The organism is Streptomyces sp. TG1A-8 (assembly GCF_030499535.1).
GTDB lineage: Bacteria > Actinomycetota > Actinomycetes > Streptomycetales > Streptomycetaceae > Streptomyces.
This window is the reverse complement of record NZ_JASTLB010000001.1, coordinates 5903069-5920509: the sequence shown is the minus strand read 5'-3', so window position 1 is coordinate 5920509 and position 17441 is coordinate 5903069. Positions and strand designations below refer to the sequence as shown.

At 68.7% G+C, this 17441-nt stretch carries 12 protein-coding genes, 2 rRNA genes and 1 riboswitch; of the genes, 1 reads left to right on the top strand and 13 read right to left on the bottom strand.

Annotation, left to right across the window (positions count from 1 at the left end; genetic code table 11):
• Positions 1-14 precede the first annotated feature (14 nt).
• A complete protein-coding gene (gcvP, locus tag QQY24_RS26115; RefSeq protein ID WP_301975159.1) occupies positions 15-2900 on the bottom strand; it encodes an aminomethyl-transferring glycine dehydrogenase in 2886 nt (961 codons plus the stop codon).
• Positions 2901-3067: 167 nt separating this feature from the next.
• Positions 3068-3162, bottom strand: a riboswitch (glycine riboswitch).
• Positions 3163-3280: 118 nt separating this feature from the next.
• Between gcvP and QQY24_RS26110 the strand changes: the two genes are divergently transcribed.
• The gene (locus QQY24_RS26110; protein WP_301975158.1) at positions 3281-3652 is read left to right on the top strand and encodes a PRC-barrel domain-containing protein; all 372 of its coding nucleotides are present in this window, start codon (positions 3281-3283) and stop codon (positions 3650-3652) included.
• Positions 3653-3697: 45 nt separating this feature from the next.
• On the opposite strand, the gene QQY24_RS26105 is transcribed toward QQY24_RS26110, so the two are convergent.
• From QQY24_RS26105 to QQY24_RS26050, 12 genes are all read right to left on the bottom strand, one after another.
• Complete coding sequence (locus tag QQY24_RS26105) at positions 3698-5110, bottom strand: DNA polymerase IV (protein WP_301975157.1); 1413 nt, start codon at positions 5108-5110, stop codon at positions 3698-3700.
• 68 nt (positions 5111-5178) lie between these two features.
• The gene (locus tag QQY24_RS26100; protein ID WP_301975156.1) at positions 5179-5859 is read right to left on the bottom strand and encodes a MerR family transcriptional regulator; all 681 of its coding nucleotides are present in this window, start codon (positions 5857-5859) and stop codon (positions 5179-5181) included.
• A 255-nt stretch (positions 5860-6114) separates the two neighbouring features.
• Positions 6115-6588 carry a bifunctional nuclease family protein gene (locus QQY24_RS26095; protein ID WP_004934251.1) on the bottom strand — a complete coding sequence of 158 codons (474 nt, stop codon included), beginning with the start codon at positions 6586-6588 and terminating at the stop codon, positions 6115-6117.
• 86 nt (positions 6589-6674) lie between these two features.
• A complete protein-coding gene (locus QQY24_RS26090) occupies positions 6675-7412 on the bottom strand; it encodes a MerR family transcriptional regulator (RefSeq protein WP_301975155.1) in 738 nt (245 codons plus the stop codon).
• Positions 7413-7449: 37 nt separating this feature from the next.
• Positions 7450-8280 carry an FHA domain-containing protein gene (locus QQY24_RS26085; protein WP_301975154.1) on the bottom strand — a complete coding sequence of 277 codons (831 nt, stop codon included), beginning with the start codon at positions 8278-8280 and terminating at the stop codon, positions 7450-7452.
• A 190-nt stretch (positions 8281-8470) separates the two neighbouring features.
• A complete protein-coding gene (locus tag QQY24_RS26080; protein ID WP_301975153.1) occupies positions 8471-9373 on the bottom strand; it encodes a DUF881 domain-containing protein in 903 nt (300 codons plus the stop codon).
• Positions 9374-9378: 5 nt separating this feature from the next.
• Complete coding sequence (locus QQY24_RS26075) at positions 9379-9711, bottom strand: small basic family protein (protein WP_003988855.1); 333 nt, start codon at positions 9709-9711, stop codon at positions 9379-9381.
• Complete coding sequence (locus QQY24_RS26070; RefSeq protein WP_301975151.1) at positions 9708-10613, bottom strand: DUF881 domain-containing protein; 906 nt, start codon at positions 10611-10613, stop codon at positions 9708-9710. Before QQY24_RS26070 ends, QQY24_RS26075 begins: the two co-directional genes overlap by 4 nt.
• Positions 10614-10742: 129 nt before the next feature.
• Positions 10743-13238 carry a mannose-1-phosphate guanyltransferase gene (locus tag QQY24_RS26065; RefSeq protein WP_301975150.1) on the bottom strand — a complete coding sequence of 832 codons (2496 nt, stop codon included), beginning with the start codon at positions 13236-13238 and terminating at the stop codon, positions 10743-10745.
• Positions 13239-13351: 113 nt separating this feature from the next.
• Positions 13352-13960 (bottom strand): CDP-alcohol phosphatidyltransferase family protein, encoded by a 609-nt coding sequence (locus QQY24_RS26060; protein ID WP_301975149.1) that lies wholly within the window; start codon positions 13958-13960, stop codon positions 13352-13354.
• A gap of 106 nt (positions 13961-14066) precedes the next feature.
• Positions 14067-14183: ribosomal RNA gene (gene rrf, locus QQY24_RS26055) — 5S ribosomal RNA — on the bottom strand.
• A gap of 85 nt (positions 14184-14268) precedes the next feature.
• A 23S ribosomal RNA gene (locus tag QQY24_RS26050) occupies positions 14269-17390 on the bottom strand.
• Positions 17391-17441: the final 51 nt, after the last annotated feature.

Below are 17441 nucleotides of genomic sequence, written 5' to 3'. Positions count from 1 at the left end.
CCCACCGGGCCCGCTCAGTCCTCGTACGCGTCCAGCGGCGGGCAGGAGCAGACCAGGTTGCGGTCGCCGAAGGCCTGGTCGATCCGGCGCACCGGCGGCCAGTACTTGCCGGCGGCCGGGACACCGGCCGGGAACACGGCCTCCTCGCGGCTGTACGGGTGCTCCCACTGCCCGCCGAGCGCCCGCGCGGTGTGCGGGGCGCCCCGCAGCGGGTTGTCCTCGGCCGGCCACACGCCGGAGCCGACCTTGTCGATCTCCGCGCGGATGGCGATCATCGCGTCGCAGAACCGGTCCAGCTCGGCCAGGTCCTCGGACTCGGTCGGCTCGATCATCAGCGTGCCGGCCACCGGGAAGGACATCGTCGGCGCGTGGAAGCCGTAGTCGATGAGGCGCTTGGCCACGTCGTCCACGCTCACTCCGGTCGCCTTGGTCAGCGGGCGCAGGTCGATGATGCACTCGTGCGCGACCAGGCCGCCGGGCCCGGTGTAGAGCACCGGGTAGTGCGGCTCCAGGCGCTTGGCGATGTAGTTCGCCGAGAGCACGGCCACCTGCGTGGCCCGCTTCAGTCCCTCGCCGCCCATCAGGCGGACGTACGCCCAGGAGATGGGCAGGATGCCCGCGCTGCCCCACGGCGCCGCCGAGACCGGGCCGACGCCCGTCTCCGGACCGGCCGCGGGCTGCAGCGGGTGGTTGGGCAGGTACGGCGCCAGGTGCGCGCGGACCGCGACCGGGCCGACGCCGGGGCCGCCGCCGCCGTGCGGGATGCAGAACGTCTTGTGCAGGTTCAGGTGGGAGACGTCACCGCCGAAGTGGCCGGGCCTGGCCAGGCCGACCAGGGCGTTGAGGTTGGCGCCGTCGACGTAGACCTGGCCGCCCGCGTCGTGCACCCGGGCGCAGATGTCGGCGACGTGCTCCTCGAAGACGCCGTGCGTCGAGGGGTAGGTGATCATCAGCACCGCCAGCTCGTCGCGGTACTGCTCGATCTTCGCCCGCAGGTCCTCGACGTCGATCTCGCCGTCCCCGGCGGTCTTGACGACGACGACCTTCATGCCGGCCATCACGGCGCTGGCGGCGTTGGTGCCGTGCGCGGAGGAGGGGATGAGACACACGGTGCGCCGGTCCTCGCCGTTCGCCCGGTGGTAGCCGCGCACGGCGAGCAGACCGGCCAGCTCGCCCTGGGAACCGGCGTTCGGCTGGAGGGAGACCTTGTCGTAGCCGGTGACCTCGGCGAGCCGCTCCTCCAGCTCGCGGATGAGCGTGAGGTAGCCCTCCGCCTGCTCGGCGGGCGCGAAGGGGTGCAGCCCGCCGAACTCGGGCCAGGTGACCGGCTCCATCTCGGTGGTCGCGTTGAGCTTCATGGTGCACGAGCCCAGCGGGATCATGCCCCGGTCGAGCGCGTAGTCGCGGTCGGCCAGCCTGCGCAGGTAGCGCAGCATCGCGGTCTCGGAGCGGTGCTCGTGGAAGACCGGGTGGGTGAGGTAGTCGTCGGTGCGCAGCAGCGACTCGGGCAGCGCGTCCGCCGCGGCCTCGTCCAGCGCCGCCACGTCCCCGTCGACGCCGAAGGCGGACCACACGGCGGCCAGCTGGGCCCGGCCGGTGGTCTCGTCGCAGGCCGCGCTGACGTGGTCGGCGTCCACCAGGCGCAGGTTGACCCCCTTGTCACGGGCGGCGGCGACGACCTCGGCGGCCCTGCCGGGCACGCGCGCGGTGACGGTGTCGAAGAAGGCGCCGTGGACGGTCTCGACGCCGCCGGCCCTCAGGCCCTCGGCGAGGATCGCCGCGTAGCGGTGGGTGCGGCGGGCGATGGTCCGCAGGCCCTCCGGGCCGTGGTAGACGGCGTACATGCCGGCCATCACCGCGAGCAGCACCTGGGCGGTGCAGATGTTGCTGGTGGCCTTCTCCCGGCGGATGTGCTGCTCACGGGTCTGCAGCGCGAGGCGGTACGCCCTGTTGCCGTCGGCGTCGACGGAGACGCCGACGAGACGGCCGGGCAGGCTGCGCGCGAACGTCTCGCGCACCGCCATGTAGCCGGCGTGCGGACCGCCGAAGCCCATCGGGACGCCGAAGCGCTGGGTGGTGCCGACGGCGATGTCCGCGCCCAGCTCGCCCGGCGAGGTCAGCAGGGTCAGCGCGAGCAGGTCGGCGGCGACGGTGACGAGGGCGCCCAGCTCGTGCGCCTGGTCGATGACCGGCTTGATGTCGCGTACGGCTCCGGAGGCGCCCGGGTACTGCAGCAGCACGCCGTTGATCTCGCGCTCGGCGATCTCGGCCGGGATGCCGTCGCCGAGGTCGGCGACGACGACCTCGACACCGGTCGGCTCCGCGCGCGTCCGGATGACGGCGACGGTCTGCGGCAGCGCGTCCGCGTCGACCAGGAAGAGGCCCTTCTTGTTCTTGCCCATCCGCCGGGACAGCGCCAGCGCCTCGGCGGCGGCCGTGCCCTCGTCCAGCAGGGATGCGCCCGAGGTGGGCAGGCCGGTGAGGTCGGCGACCATCGTCTGGAAGTTCAGCAGCGCCTCCAGCCGCCCCTGGGAGATCTCCGGCTGGTACGGCGTGTAGGCCGTGTACCAGGCCGGGTTCTCCATGACGTTGCGCAGGATGACCGGCGGGGTGAAGGTGCCGTGGTAACCGAGCCCGATCATGGGGTCGAGGACCTGGTTGCGGTCGGCGAGCGAACGCAGTTCGGCGAGCACCTCGGCCTCGGTGCGGGCGCCGGGCAGGTCGAGGGCGTCGGCGTTCTTGATCACGTCCGGGACCGCGGCGGCGGTCAGCTCGTCCAGGGAGCCGTAGCCGACGTGCGCGAGCATCTTGGCCCGCGCCTCCTGGTCGGGCCCGATGTGGCGCTGCTCGAAGGGGATGCCCGCTTCGAGCTCGGAGAGCGGAATGCGATGGGCGGTCATTGCGGAGGCCTCCTGGTCTGACGCGACCTGCGGGGGGCACCCCGGCGGGGGTGCCCGGACGGCCTCCCCCTCTGTCATCACGACCTGAGAGCTTCACCGGGCACGCCCGGCTTTCCCCGTCGGTGAGGGCGGAGGCCGTCGGCACCCGCCCTGCTTTCCAGAGTGGCCTCGTCCGTGCGGTACGTGGGCCTGAGAGATTCCGGGGAGGAGTTGCTCCTTCGGCGCCTCCGAGCTGGTCGGAGGACTCTCCCGCACGGGGTCGACAACCGTTGCCAGCCTACCAGCGAGGCCGACGCACGGGGTTTCGAGTGGCCGCCTCCTTCGATGTGCCCTTTCGTAGTGCTTACGGATGAGTTGCGACCACTGGAGGGAGAGGGACCGTGCAGACCGACATCGATCCGCGCCACCTGATCGGCCGCAGGGCGTTCGACCGCAATGGGACCAAGATCGGCACCATCGACGAGGTGTACCTCGACGACGCGACGGGGGCGCCGGAGTGGGCGGCGATACGCACCGGTCTCTTCTCCCGGGACGCCTTCGTCCCCCTGGAGCCCAGCGAACTGGTCGACGGCGCCCTCCAGGTCCCCTTCGAGCGCGCGCTCATCAAGGACGCCCCCGACTTCGGCGTCGGGCGCCACCTCTCCCCGGAGCAGGAACTCCAGCTCTACCACCACTACGGCCTCGACGTGGCCCCGCCCCCCACGGTCCCGGACCGCGACTTCGGCAGGCTGGCGGGCACGGAGGAGGGCTGAGGCTTGGCGCGGCCACCCGCCCGGGCGGGTGGCCGCGCCAAGCCCCTACGCTCCCCCGGCCGCCCGTCCCCGGCCCGGGGCGGCCGGAACGGGCGGCGCGGGTCCCCGCCCCGCGCCGCCCTCCGCGGTCCCCGGCACCAGCGGCAGCGGTTCCGCCGGCTCCAGGGCGGTGTCGTCGGCCCGGAACGTGCGGATCCGCCCCGGCTCCGAGTCCGGCGTCTCGAAGCGCACGGTGACCCGCCCCAGCCCGCTGCCCTGCACCCAGCCGTGCCCGTGTACGGCGTGCCGGACGTCCTGTCCCGCGCGCCACTGCCGTTCGGCCCGCTCCGGCTGCTCCTCGGCCGTCTCGGGCGCTGCCTCCTGCGCCGTCTCCACGACCCGCTCACCCGCCGCCTGCGCGAACAGGTCCTCCTGGGTGTAGTCGGCGAGCCCGGAGACGCCCACGCCGAGCAGCCGCACCCCGCCCGTGGTGTCCACGGCCTCCAGCAGCCGCGCGGCCGCCTCCCGGATCACCGCGGGATCGTCCGTGGGTCCCCTGAGCGTCTCGGAGCGGGTCAGCGTGGAGAAGTCGTACCGCCGCACCTTCAGCACGATCGTCCGCCCGGACAGGCCGGCGTCGCGCAGCCGCCGCACGCACCGGTCGGCGAGCCGCCGCACCTCCAGGCCGACCCGCAGCCGGTCGTGGATGTCCACGTCGTAGGTGTCCTCCACCGACACCGACTTCGTCTCCCGCTCGGCCACCACGGGCCGGTCGTCGCGTGCCAGCGCCATGGCGTACAGCGCGTGCCCGTGCGCCCTGCCCAGCAGCCGGACCAGTTCGTCCTCGCCCGCCTCGGCCAGCTCCTCCACCGTGGTGATCCCGGCCCGCCGCAGGTGGTCCCCGGTCGCCGGCCCGACCCCGGGCAGGGTGCGCACCGACAGGGGGGCCAGCAGCACACGCTCGGTCCCGGGCTCGATCAGGACCAGGCCGTCGGGTTTGGCGCGCTCCGAGGCGATCTTCGCCAGCATCTTGGACGCGGCGAGCCCCACCGACCCGGCGAGCCCGGTCACCGCCCGGATGTCCGCGCGCAGCCTCGCACCGGCCAGCCGCGCCGAATCCTCGTCCCGGGCCGATCCCCCGGCCTCCAGGTCCACGAACGCCTCGTCCAGGCTCAGCGGCTCCACGAGCGGCGACAGCTCCCGCAGCAGCGCCATCACCTGCTCGCTGACCGACCGGTAGAGCGAGAAGCGCGGCACGAGGTAGGCGGCGTTCGGGGCGAGCCGGCGCGCCTGGGCCATGGGCATCGCCGAGCGCACTCCGAAGACCCGTGCCTCGTACGAGGCGGTGGCGACCACCCCGCGCGGCCCGAGCCCGCCCACGACGACGGCCTTCCCGCGCAGGCTCGGCTTGGACGCCTGCTCCACCGAGGCGTAGAAGGCGTCCATGTCGAGGTGCAGGATCGTGGGCGCGTTTCTCACGTCTCCGATGCTGCACCACGCCACTGACAATGCGGCGCCCGGCGGGTGCCGGTCGCCGCACCGCGGCGTCAGACCGCCCGGTTGCGCCGCCGGGCCAGCTCGTCCGCGGGGTTGTGCCCGACGAGCGTCTCGCCGGTGTCCACGCGCTCCCCGTGCAGCTGCGAGAGCGCGCTCTCCACGTCCCGCCAGACCACTCCGACGGCGATGCCGAAGACGCCCTGACCGCCCTGGAGCAGGGCGTGGACCTCGTCCGGCGAGGTGCACTCGTAGACCGTGGCGCCGTCGCTCATGAGGGTCATCCGCTCCAGGTCGCGGAACCCGCGTTCCCTCAGGTGCTGGACGGTGGTGCGGATGTTCTGCAGCGAGACCCCGGTGTCCAGGAACCGCTTCACGATCTTCAGGACGACGACGTCCCGGAAGCTGTAGAGACGCTGGGTGCCCGACCCGTAGGCGGGCCGCACGCTGGGCTCGACCAGGCCGGTGCGGGCCCAGTAGTCGAGCTGCCGGTACGTGATGCCGGCGGCCGCGCAGGCCGTGGGCCCCCGGTAGCCGATCTCCTCGGACGCCATGGACGCCGCCCCTCCGCCGTCGGGCGCCGTCGGTCGCTGCGGAACGCGGTCGACCGCGCCGCCGGCCTGCGGACGATCCCCGCTCGAACGCGGCTGGGAGCTCGGGGAGGGGTACGGGCCGCTCTCCCCGAAACCGCGTCCGGGGGCACCCCCAGCCGTACCGTCGCCGCTGGTTCTCACGCCGACCTCCGTCCTTGACCTGCCTTCTCGACGGTAGGCAGTCACCTGGGGCGCGTCAACGATCGCCACACTCGGCACGCCGAGTGATAATCCCCCTGAGAGTGGTTTCCCGTGTCCCATCGCGGGGAAAGGCTAGCCGAATGCGCTCACGCGGAGCCGGAGGACGCTCTCAAGGGCCGGTGGCAATTGCCGCCGCACCGACCGCGGGGGGGCCGGGCGGTCGGCCGGGGTCCCCGGGCCGCCCCGCCGCCTTCCTCACTGGTTGCTGGTGCCGAAGTCCTCGGGCGAGATCTGGTCGAGGAACTCGCGGAACTTCTCCACTTCGTCCTCCTGCTCGTCCGGAATCGCGATGCCCGCGTCGTCGAGCACCGTGTCACTGCCGTAGATCGGCGTCCCCGTACGCAGAGCCAGCGCTATGGCATCGGAGGGACGGGCGCTCACCTCGACCCCGCTGGCGAACACCAGTTCCGCGTAGAAGACGCCCTCACGCAGATCCGTGATGCGCACTTCGGTCAGCTCCTGGCCGACGGCCTCCAGCACGTCCTTGAACAGGTCGTGGGTCAGCGGCCGCGCGGGGGCCATGCCCTGCTGGGCGAAGGCGATCGCCGTGGCCTCCCCCGGCCCGATCCAGATGGGGAGGTAGCGGTCGCCCCCCACTTCGCGCAGGAGCACGATCGGTTGGTTGGAGGGCATTTCCACCCGGACACCTACGACATCGAGCTCGTTCACACAGCAACCCTAGGCCGTGCCCGGGACGTTTGGGTAGTCGGGCCGGGAACAGGTGCCCGATCCGGAACACCGCGACGGCCGTCCGGTCAGGGCAGCCGCACCCCGAGGGCGGTCTGCACCAGCGCCGCGTGCAGCCTCACCGTGAGCGCCGCCAGTTCCTTCGTGCGGGCCTCGGCGTGGGCCCTGGTCTGCGGGTTGCGGTGGCGCCTCAGCGGGGCCACCACCTGGTCCACGAGCCCCGCCTCGCGGTCGGCGGCGGCCTTCATCACCCGCAGGTGGCGCGGCTCGATCCCGAACCGGCCCAGCTCGGTGATCAACGAGGCCACGGTGACGGCCTCGGCGTCGTAGGCCCCGTCCTCCAGCGCGGCGACGAGCCCGTAGGACTCCCACTCCCGCAGCACGTCCTCGCCGATCTGCGCCGCCGCCAGCAGCTCGGTCCGGCCCACCCGGGCGACCGTGGGCCGCTCCGGCGGCGCCGGCGCGTCCTCCCCGGTGCGCTGGCGCCCCACCACGGGCAGCGGCACGGCCTCGCCGCGCGCCACGGCGTCCAGGTGCTCCCGGATCACTTTGAGCGGCAGGTAGTGGTCCCGCTGCATCCTCAGGACGTGCGCGAGGCGCTCGACGTCCTGGGGACTGAACTTGCGGTACCCGGAAGGGGTCCGCTGCGGCTCCACGAGCCCCTCCGACTCCAGGAAGCGGATCTTGGAGATGGTGACTTCCGGGAACTCGTCGCGCAGCACGCCGAGCACCGTGCCGATGCTCATCGGCCCACTGTCCGTGGCGGCGGCACCGCTTCGGGCACCGCCGCTCGGTGTTCGAGGCATGGACCTTCCCTGGGGTCCCCGGACGGGCGTCCGGGGGTCAGATGCCGTGCCGGCTCGCGTAGAAGACCAGCCGGTACTTGCCGATCTGCACCTCGTCACCGTTCGACAGGGCGACCTGGTCGATCCGCTCGCGGTTGACGTACGTGCCGTTCAGGCTGCCCACGTCGGCGACCGTGAACGAACCGTCCGGGGAGCGCCGGAACTCCACGTGGCGGCGGGAGACCGTCACGTCGTCCAGGAAGATGTCGCTCTGCGGATGACGGCCCGCCGTGGTCAGGTCGCTGTCCAGCAGGAAACGGCTGCCCGAGTTCGGTCCCCGGCGCACCACCAGCAGGGCCGAACCCAGCGGCAGCGCGTCGACCGCGGCCTGCGCCTCGGGCGAGAGCATCGGCAGCGGCGTCTGGCCCGTCGCCTCCGCGTCGTAGGCCTCCAGACCCGAGATCGAGATCGTGGAGGTCGTCTCCGACGCGCGCTCCGGGGTCAGACCGGGCCGCAGCGGCGCACCGCAGTTCGAGCAGAACCGCGCGTTCTCCGCGTTCCGGTTGCCGCACCTCGTACAGACCAGGACCGACATGGACGGATCCTCCTGCCGCGGCTGACCCGCGGGGGCGTTCGACGCGTACGGACCGGGCGTGAACCCTCCACCCGCACCTGAGGCTGACGATTGCCCGAAACCTATGCCGCCGGCCTGTGCAGGGTCAACCGACGCGGCGCCCTGACCTCCGGAAATGTCACCGCCCGGACCAGCGACCTGGTCGCGGAACAGCGGGCGCTGGTCCTCCGCGTCGGGCTGTGCGCGATGACGAGCGGTCGCGTTGCCGCTGCCTTCTCGCGCGCTCTTGCCGAACAACTTCGCAAACAACTTCACGGGCGATTCCCCTTGACCGAAACAGACCCGCCCGTGGGGCAGGACGAACCCTGATTGCCTACACCGGCCGACCCGGACATCCTCACAACGTCCGTGTCCGCCAAACAGTTTCCACCACGCACCACCCCTTCGGTGCGCCGACCCCCCGCAAGCTCATGCCCCTGCCGGACACCGCACATGCACCGCCGGTTCACTGGGAGGACGACCGAGCGTAGTCAGGCTGCTCCGCCTGTCGCAAGGCGTCCACGACGATCTTGTCGGACCGCTCGACGGCCACGGTGGCCTGCTCCTTCTCCAGGGTCTGCACCACCCCTCCGGGGATGTTCAACGCCGGCTCGAGGTCCTGCGGCTTGCCGATGACCTTGAAACGATAGGGGGCGTTGATCTTGTTCCCGTCGACGTTCACCCCCCTGCCCGCGTCGGTCAGGTACGTGTTCGCGACCACGCGCACCCCGTTCACCTGGATCGCCTCCGCGCCGGCCGCGCGCAGCTCCTGGACCGCGTCGAGCAGCATGTCCGCCTTGACCGTCCCCTTCGTGTCCCCGACCGTCATCGTGATGCCGGGACCCTGCGCCGCCACGGTGCCCGCCAGGATGCCGAGTTGCCTCTCCTTCTCGGCGGTCTGCCTGCGGGCCTCCGCGGCCTGGTCGGAGCTGCTCTGCAGTTCCTGGCGCTGCTTCTCGAGTCCCTGCTTCTCGTCCTCAAGACGCTGGGTGCGGTCGTCCAGTTCATCGAGGATGCGAACGAGGTCCTCCTGGCGGGCGCCGCGCAGCGCGCTGCCGCTGTCGCTGTTGGACGCCACCTGCACGGCCAGCCCGAACCCGAGGCCGAACAGCAGCAGGGCCACGATGAGTTGGGCCCGGGTGAGCCGCGGCGGCCACAGGCCGTCGATCAGCCGCTGACGCCCGGTGAGCCGATCCCGCGGCGCCGCGCCCCGCGGCGTGCGCGCGGACCCGGTCCCGGCGGACCCGGCCGAGGGGGGTTCGGTCCCGGCGGGCTCCGTCCCGGCGGGCTCCGTCCCGGCGGGCGCGGGAACCTCGTCGGGCAGTTCCTTGCGCAGCCTGTTGTGCGGCTGCTCGTGCTGGCTGCTCATCCGTGTCACGCCCGGAACACGTGCCGTCGGATCGCCGCGGCATTGGAGAAGATCCGGATGCCCAGCACCACCACGACGCCCGTGGACAGCTGTGCGCCCACGCCCAGCTTGTCGCCCAGGAACACGATCAGCGCGGCGACGACCACGTTCGACAGGAACGACACCACGAAGACCTTGTCGTCGAAGATGCCGTCGAGCATGGCCCGCAGACCGCCGAAGACGGCGTCCAGGGCCGCCACCACGGCGATCGGCAGGTACGGCTCGACGACCGCCGGAACCTCGGGCCGGACCAACAGGCCGGCCACGACTCCCACGACGAGGCCCAGTACGGCGATCACGATGTGCCCTTCTCGGTTGTGCCGGCGTTCGGCCGTGCTGTTCGTACGATCACACTCGGGGCGGCGGGCAGGCGGACGTCGCCCTCCGTGGAGATGGTGGCGCGGATGCCGTAGTCCTCCTCCAGGGCGTGCAGGTACAGGCCGTCGGCGCCGTTCTGGAAGCCGGTGCTCAGTTTCCGCCCGTCCCCCACCGCCAGCACCGTGTACGGCGGCACCAGCGGCTTGTTGTCGACCAGTATCGCGTCTCCCGCGGCCCTGATCGCCGACAGGGCGGTCAGCCGGCGCCCGTTGATGGAGACGGCCTCGGCCCCGGACGCCCACAGCCCGTTGACCACGCGCTGCATGTCCCGGTCGCGCACCCGTCCGGTGTCGGAGAAGCCCGAGGTCTCGCGCGGATCGGCGCCGTCGCCGCCGGTGCTGGCCTCCTTGGCGTCGTTCACCACGAGCTTGACGCCCGGGCCGTGCACCGCGGTCGCGCCCGACAGGACACCCATCAGGTCCGCCTCGGCGTCGCCCCCGCTGTTCTTCAACGCCGCCCGCTGGCGGGCGCTGACGTCGTCGCGCAGCGTGTCGACCTCGCCTTCGAGCCTGTCCGCGGCCGAGGTCCCGCGGTCGATGCGGTCGATCAGTTCCTGGCGCTCCTTGGCCACCACGGGCGCGGCCACGCGCGCCTGTGCCGCGCCCACGGTCACGACCAGGGCCGCCAGCACCAGACCGGCGGCCAGGCCCAGTTTCGCCCGCAGGGTCTTCGGCAGCCCGCCTTCGCCCCGCGACTTCCTGCGGGCTGCGGCCTCGGCGTACCCGTCGTCGAGGCTGTGGTCCATGACGTTGGTGATCAACGACATGGACGCGTCCGGGCGCGGCCGCGCGGGACTGCTCCGAACGGGGGGTTGCTGCGGCATGCCGCACATCGTCGCATGTCGCGGCCCGTACCTCCGAACGGCCCCACCGGCGTGCCGGACAGGCCCCCTTGGGGACACTTGTCCGGCACGCGCGCGTGCGGTGGTTTTCGCCGCCCGGGACCGCCGGGCCTACCGCCCGGCGCTGTCCACCACGGCCGACCACTCGTCCAGCAGGGCCTGCGCGGAGGCGTCGTCGGGACCTTCGGCCCACAGGTGGGTGACCGCCTCGGCGGGGTCGGGCAGGACCATGACCCAGCGCCCGTCGCTCTCCACGACCCGCACGCCGTCCGTCGTGTCCACGGAGCGCTCTCCGGCCGCCTCGACGACCCGCCGCATCACCAGGCCCTTGACGGCCCACGGGGTCGCCAGGTCCCGCTTGAGGACGTGCGCCCGCGGGATCCGCGCGTCGATCTGGCTCAGCGTGAGCTGGGTGCGCGCCACCAGCCCGATCAGCCGCACGAAGGCCGCCGTGCCGTCGTAGACGCTGCTGAACTCGGGGACGATGAACCCGCCCTTGCCGTCGCCGCCGAAGATGGTGCCCTCTTCGCCGCCCACCCGCGTGAGGTCGTCGGGGGAGGTGGTGGTCCACTCGACCTGCGTGCCGTGGTAGGCGGCCACCTGCTCGGCGATCCGGGTCGTGGTCACCGGCAGCGCCACCCGGCCGCTGCGCCGCTCGGCGGCGACCAGGTCGAGCAGCACCAGCAGGGCCCGGTCGTCCTCGATGATCCGGCCCTTCTCGTCCACGAGCGACAGCCGCTCGCCGACCGGGTCGAACCGGACGCCGAACGCGGCCCCGGAGGATGCCACTATCTCCCCGAGCCGCACCAGGCCCTTGCGCCGCACCTCGGCCGTCTCCGTGGGACGGGACTCGTCGAGACCGGGGTTGATGGTCAGCGAGTCCACACCGAGCTTGCCGAGCAGGCTGGGCAGGACGAGGCCGGCGCTGCCGTTGGAGGCGTCCACGACGACCTTCAGGCCCGATTCCGCGATGCCCGTCGTGTCGACGTTGCGCAGCAGGGACCCGGTGTACGAGTCGAAGACGCTGGCCGGGAAGTGCAGGTCACCGATCTCACCGGGGAACGCGCGGCGGTACTCCTGGCGTGCGAACACGCGGTCCAGCTTGCGCTGGCTGCCCTGGGACAGATCCGCGCCGTTGCCGTCGAAGAACATGATGTCGACGGAGTCCGGCACGCCGGGCGAGGTCCGGATCATGATGCCGCCGGCGCTGCCGCGCGCGGTCTGCTGCCGCGCCACGGGCAGCGGCACGTTCTCCAGGTCCCGTACGTCGATCGCACTGGCCTGCAGCGCGGAGATCACCGCGCGCTTGAGGGCGCGGGCACCTCGGGAGTGGTCGCGGGCCGTGGTGACCGTGGCGCCCTTCTTCAGCGTGGTCGCGTACGCGCCGGCCAGCCGCACGGCCAGCTCGGGCGTGATCTCCACGTTCAGGATGCCGGTGACGCCGCGGGCGCCGAACAGGTGGGCCTGGCCCCTGGACTCCCAGATGACCGAGGTATTGACGAAGGCACCGGCCTCGATGGTCTTGAACGGGTAGACCCGCACGTTGCCCTGGACGATCGATTCCTCACCGATCAGGCACTCGTCACCGATGACGGCGCCGTCCTCGATCCGGGCGGCCCGCATGATGTCGGTGTTCTTCCCGACGACACAGCCCCGCAGGTTGCTGTGCTGTCCGACGTACACGTTGTCGTGCACGACGGCCTTGTGCAGGAACGCGCCGCTCTTCACGACGACGTTCGAGCCGACGACGGTGTGCTCGCGGATCTCGGCCCCGGCCTCGACCTTGGCGTAGTCACCGATGTAGAGCGGACCGCGGAGCACCGCGTCGGGGTGCACCTCGGCGCCTTCGGCCACCCAGACCCCCGGGGAGATCTCGAAGCCGTCGATGTCGACGTTGACCTTGCCCTCGAGGACGTCGGCCTGGGCCTTGACGTAGCTCTCGTGGGTGCCGACGTCCTCCCAGTAGCCCTCGGCGACGTAGCCGTAGATCGGCTTGCCTTCCTTCATCAGCTGCGGGAAGACGTCACCGGACCAGTCGACGGGCACGTCGGCCTCGACGTAGTCGAAGACTTCGGGCTCCATGACGTAGATGCCCGTGTTGACCGTGTCGGAGAAGACCTGGCCCCAGGTCGGCTTCTCGAGGAAGCGCTCGACCTTGCCCTCCTCGTCGACGATGGTGATGCCGAACTCCAGCGGGTTGGGCACGCGCGTCAGGCAGACGGTGACGAGCGCGCCCTTCTCCTTGTGGAACCGGATGAGGTCCGTGAGGTCGAAGTCCGTCAGGGCGTCACCGGAGATGACGAGGAAAGCATCGTCCTTCAGTGCCTCTTCGGCGTTCTTGACGCTTCCGGCGGTGCCGAGTGGCTTCTCCTCGTTGGCGTACGTGAGCTCCATGCCGAGCTCCTCGCCGTCGCCGAAGTAGTTCTTGACGAGGGACGCCAGGAACTGCACGGTGACAACGGTCTCATTGAGCCCATGCTTCTTGAGCAGCCGCAGCACGTGCTCCATGATCGGGCGGTTCGCCACGGGCAGGAGCGGCTTGGGCATGCTGGAGGTCATAGGACGAAGGCGTGTGCCTTCGCCACCGGCCATCACGACGGCCTTCATGTCGGAAGCGTCCTCCTAAAGAGATGACTGTCTAGCCGACTTCACCCGTCCAAATTGTCCCGCACTTCTCCACGGCGGGCCATCGGACGACTTTGTCCGGACAAGGGACGATCTCAATCGGCTGCGGCGTCCGCGCGCACCAGGCGGCGGACTTGTACCACGTAAAGCACTCCTGCCCACCAATAGAGGGTTGTACCCCATCCGGCGAACGCCCACCCGAAGACTGCGGCGAGTGACGCGATCCATCCGTTTCCGTCACTGAGGAGGAGCAACGGGAAGGCGTACATCAAGTTGAAGGTCGCGGCCTTGCCGAGGAAGTTCACCTGCGGCGGCGGATAGCCGTGGCGCCGGAGGACGCCCACCATCACCAGGAGGACCAGCTCTCGCGCCAGCAGCAGGGCGGTGAGCCAGAGCGGCAGGATCTCGCGCCAGGTGAGCCCGAGCAGCGTGGAGAGGACGTAGAGCCGGTCGGCGGCGGGATCGAGCAGCCGGCCGAGACTGCTGATCTGGTTCCAGCGCCGGGCGAGTTTGCCGTCCAGATAGTCGCTGACCCCGCTGAACGCCAGCACGAGGAGAGCCCAGCCGTCGCTCTTGGGACCGCCGAACTCCGGCCTGAGGATCAGCCACAGGAAGAGGGGTACGCCGACGAGCCGGGCCATGCTGAGGATATTGGGGATGGTGAGGACCCGGTCCGTCTGGACACGCGTCTCCTGGACCTCCACCCGGGGCCTCCTGTGCGAAACGAGCCAATGATGCTTCCCGACCCTACCGCAACGCAAAAAAGCTCCGGCTCCCGGGCGGTGCCCGGGAGCCGGAGCTCTAAAAGGAGTTCGGCGGTGTCCTACTCTCCCACAGGGTCCCCCCTGCAGTACCATCGGCGCTGTGAGGCTTAGCTTCCGGGTTCGGAATGTAACCGGGCGTTTCCCTCACGCTATGACCACCGAAACACTATGAAACTGAACGCCGCACCATGTGCGGGCACACGGGGCTGTTCGTGGTTTCAGAACCAACACAGTGGACGCGAGCAACTGAGGACAAGCCCTCGGCCTATTAGTACCGGTCACCTCCACACGTTACCGTGCTTCCAGATCCGGCCTATCAACCCAGTCGTCTACTGGGAGCCTTACCCCATCAAGTGGGTGGGAGTCCTCATCTCGAAGCAGGCTTCCCGCTTAGATGCTTTCAGCGGTTATCCCTCCCGAACGTAGCCAACCAGCCATGCCCTTGGCAGGACAACTGGCACACCAGAGGTTCGTCCGTCCCGGTCCTCTCGTACTAGGGACAGCCCTTCTCAAGACTCCTACGCGCACAGCGGATAGGGACCGAACTGTCTCACGACGTTCTAAACCCAGCTCGCGTACCGCTTTAATGGGCGAACAGCCCAACCCTTGGGACCGACTCCAGCCCCAGGATGCGACGAGCCGACATCGAGGTGCCAAACCATCCCGTCGATATGGACTCTTGGGGAAGATCAGCCTGTTATCCCCGGGGTACCTTTTATCCGTTGAGCGACGGCGCTTCCACAAGCCACCGCCGGATCACTAGTCCCGACTTTCGTCCCTGCTCGACCCGTCGGTCTCACAGTCAAGCTCCCTTGTGCACTTACACTCAACACCTGATTGCCAACCAGGCTGAGGGAACCTTTGGGCGCCTCCGTTACTCTTTAGGAGGCAACCGCCCCAGTTAAACTACCCATCAGACACTGTCCCTGATCCGGATCACGGACCCAGGTTAGACATCCAGCACGACCAGACTGGTATTTCAACGACGACTCCACACACACTGGCGTGCCTGCTTCACAGTCTCCCAGCTATCCTACACAAGCCGAACCGAACACCAATATCAAACTGTAGTAAAGGTCCCGGGGTCTTTCCGTCCTGCTGCGCGAAACGAGCATCTTTACTCGTAGTGCAATTTCACCGGGCCTATGGTTGAGACAGTCGAGAAGTCGTTACGCCATTCGTGCAGGTCGGAACTTACCCGACAAGGAATTTCGCTACCTTAGGATGGTTATAGTTACCACCGCCGTTTACTGGCGCTTAAGTTCTCAGCTTCGCCCCACCGAAATGGAGCTAACCGGTCCCCTTAACGTTCCAGCACCGGGCAGGCGTCAGTCCGTATACATCGCCTTACGGCTTCGCACGGACCTGTGTTTTTAGTAAACAGTCGCTTCTCGCTGGTCTCTGCGGCCACCCCCAGCTCAAGCAGCACATGCTCTCACCAGACGTGGCCCCCCTTCTCCCGAAGTTACGGGGGCATTTTGCCGAGTTCCTTAACCATAGTTCACCCGAACGCCTCGGTATTCTCTACCTGACCACCTGAGTCGGTTTAGGGTACGGGCCGCCATGAAACTCGCTAGAGGCTTTTCTCGACAGCATAGGATCATCCACTTCACCACAATCGGCTCGGCATCAGGTCTCACCCTGCATGAGCGGCGGATTTACCTACCACTCGGGCTACACCCTTACCCCGGGACAACCACCGCCCGGGATGGACTACCTTCCTGCGTCACCCCATCACTCACCTACTAACCGCTTGGTCCGGCGGCTCCACCACTTTCCATTCCCCGAAGGGTCCGGAACGGCTTCACGGCCTTAGCATCACGATGCTCGATGTTTGACGCTTCACAGCGGGTACCGGAATATCAACCGGTTATCCATCGACTACGCCTGTCGGCCTCGCCTTAGGTCCCGACTTACCCTGGGCAGATCAGCTTGACCCAGGAACCCTTAGTCAATCGGCGCAAACGTTTCTCACGTTTGTATCGCTACTCATGCCTGCATTCTCACTCGTCAACCGTCCACAACTACCTTCCGGTGCTGCTTCACCCGGCAGACGACGCTCCCCTACCCATCAACACACCCGTTGGGGCTATATATGTCAATGACACGACTTCGGCGGTACGCTTGAGCCCCGCTACATTGTCGGCGCGGAATCACTAGACCAGTGAGCTATTACGCACTCTTTCAAGGGTGGCTGCTTCTAAGCCAACCTCCTGGTTGTCTGTGCGACTCCACATCCTTTCCCACTTAGCGTACGCTTAGGGGCCTTAGTCGATGCTCTGGGCTGTTTCCCTCTCGACCATGGAGCTTATCCCCCACAGTCTCACTGCCGCGCTCTCACTTACCGGCATTCGGAGTTTGGCTAAGGTCAGTAACCCGGTAGGGCCCATCGCCTATCCAGTGCTCTACCTCCGGCAAGAAACACACGACGCTGCACCTAAATGCATTTCGGGGAGAACCAGCTATCACGGAGTTTGATTGGCCTTTCACCCCTAACCACAGGTCATCCCCCAGGTTTTCAACCCTGGTGGGTTCGGTCCTCCACGAAGTCTTACCTCCGCTTCAACCTGCCCATGGCTAGATCACTCCGCTTCGGGTCTTGAGCGTGCTACTAAAACGCCCTCTTCGGACTCGCTTTCGCTACGGCTTCCCCACCCGGGTTAACCTCGCAACACACCGCAAACTCGCAGGCTCATTCTTCAAAAGGCACGCAGTCACGAGAATGAAGAAAACTCCACTCCGACGCTCCCACGGCTTGTAGGCACACGGTTTCAGGTACTATTTCACTCCCCTCCCGGGGTACTTTTCACCATTCCCTCACGGTACTATCCGCTATCGGTCACCAGGGAATATTTAGGCTTAGCGGGTGGTCCCGCCAGATTCACACGGGATTTCTCGGGCCCCGTGCTACTTGGGTGTCTCTCCAACGAGCCGCTGACGTTTCGACTACGGGGGTCTTACCCTCTACGCCGGACCTTTCGCATGTCCTTCGCCTACATCAACGGTTTCTGACTCGTCCCACGGCCGGCAGACCGTGAAAGAGAGATCCCACAACCCCGCACACGCAACCCCTGCCGGGTCTCACACGTATACGGTTTAGCCTCATCCGGTTTCGCTCGCCACTACTCCCGGAATCACGGTTGTTTTCTCTTCCTGCGGGTACTGAGATGTTTCACTTCCCCGCGTTCCCTCCACACTGCCTATGTGTTCAGCAGCGGGTGACAGCCCATGACGACTGCCGGGTTTCCCCATTCGGAAACCCCCGGATCAAAGCCTGGTTGACGACTCCCCGGGGACTATCGTGGCCTCCCACGTCCTTCATCGGTTCCTGGTGCCAAGGCATCCACCGTGCGCCCTTAAAAACTTGGCCACAGATGCTCGCGTCCACTGTGCAGTTCTCAAACAACGACCAGCCACCCAT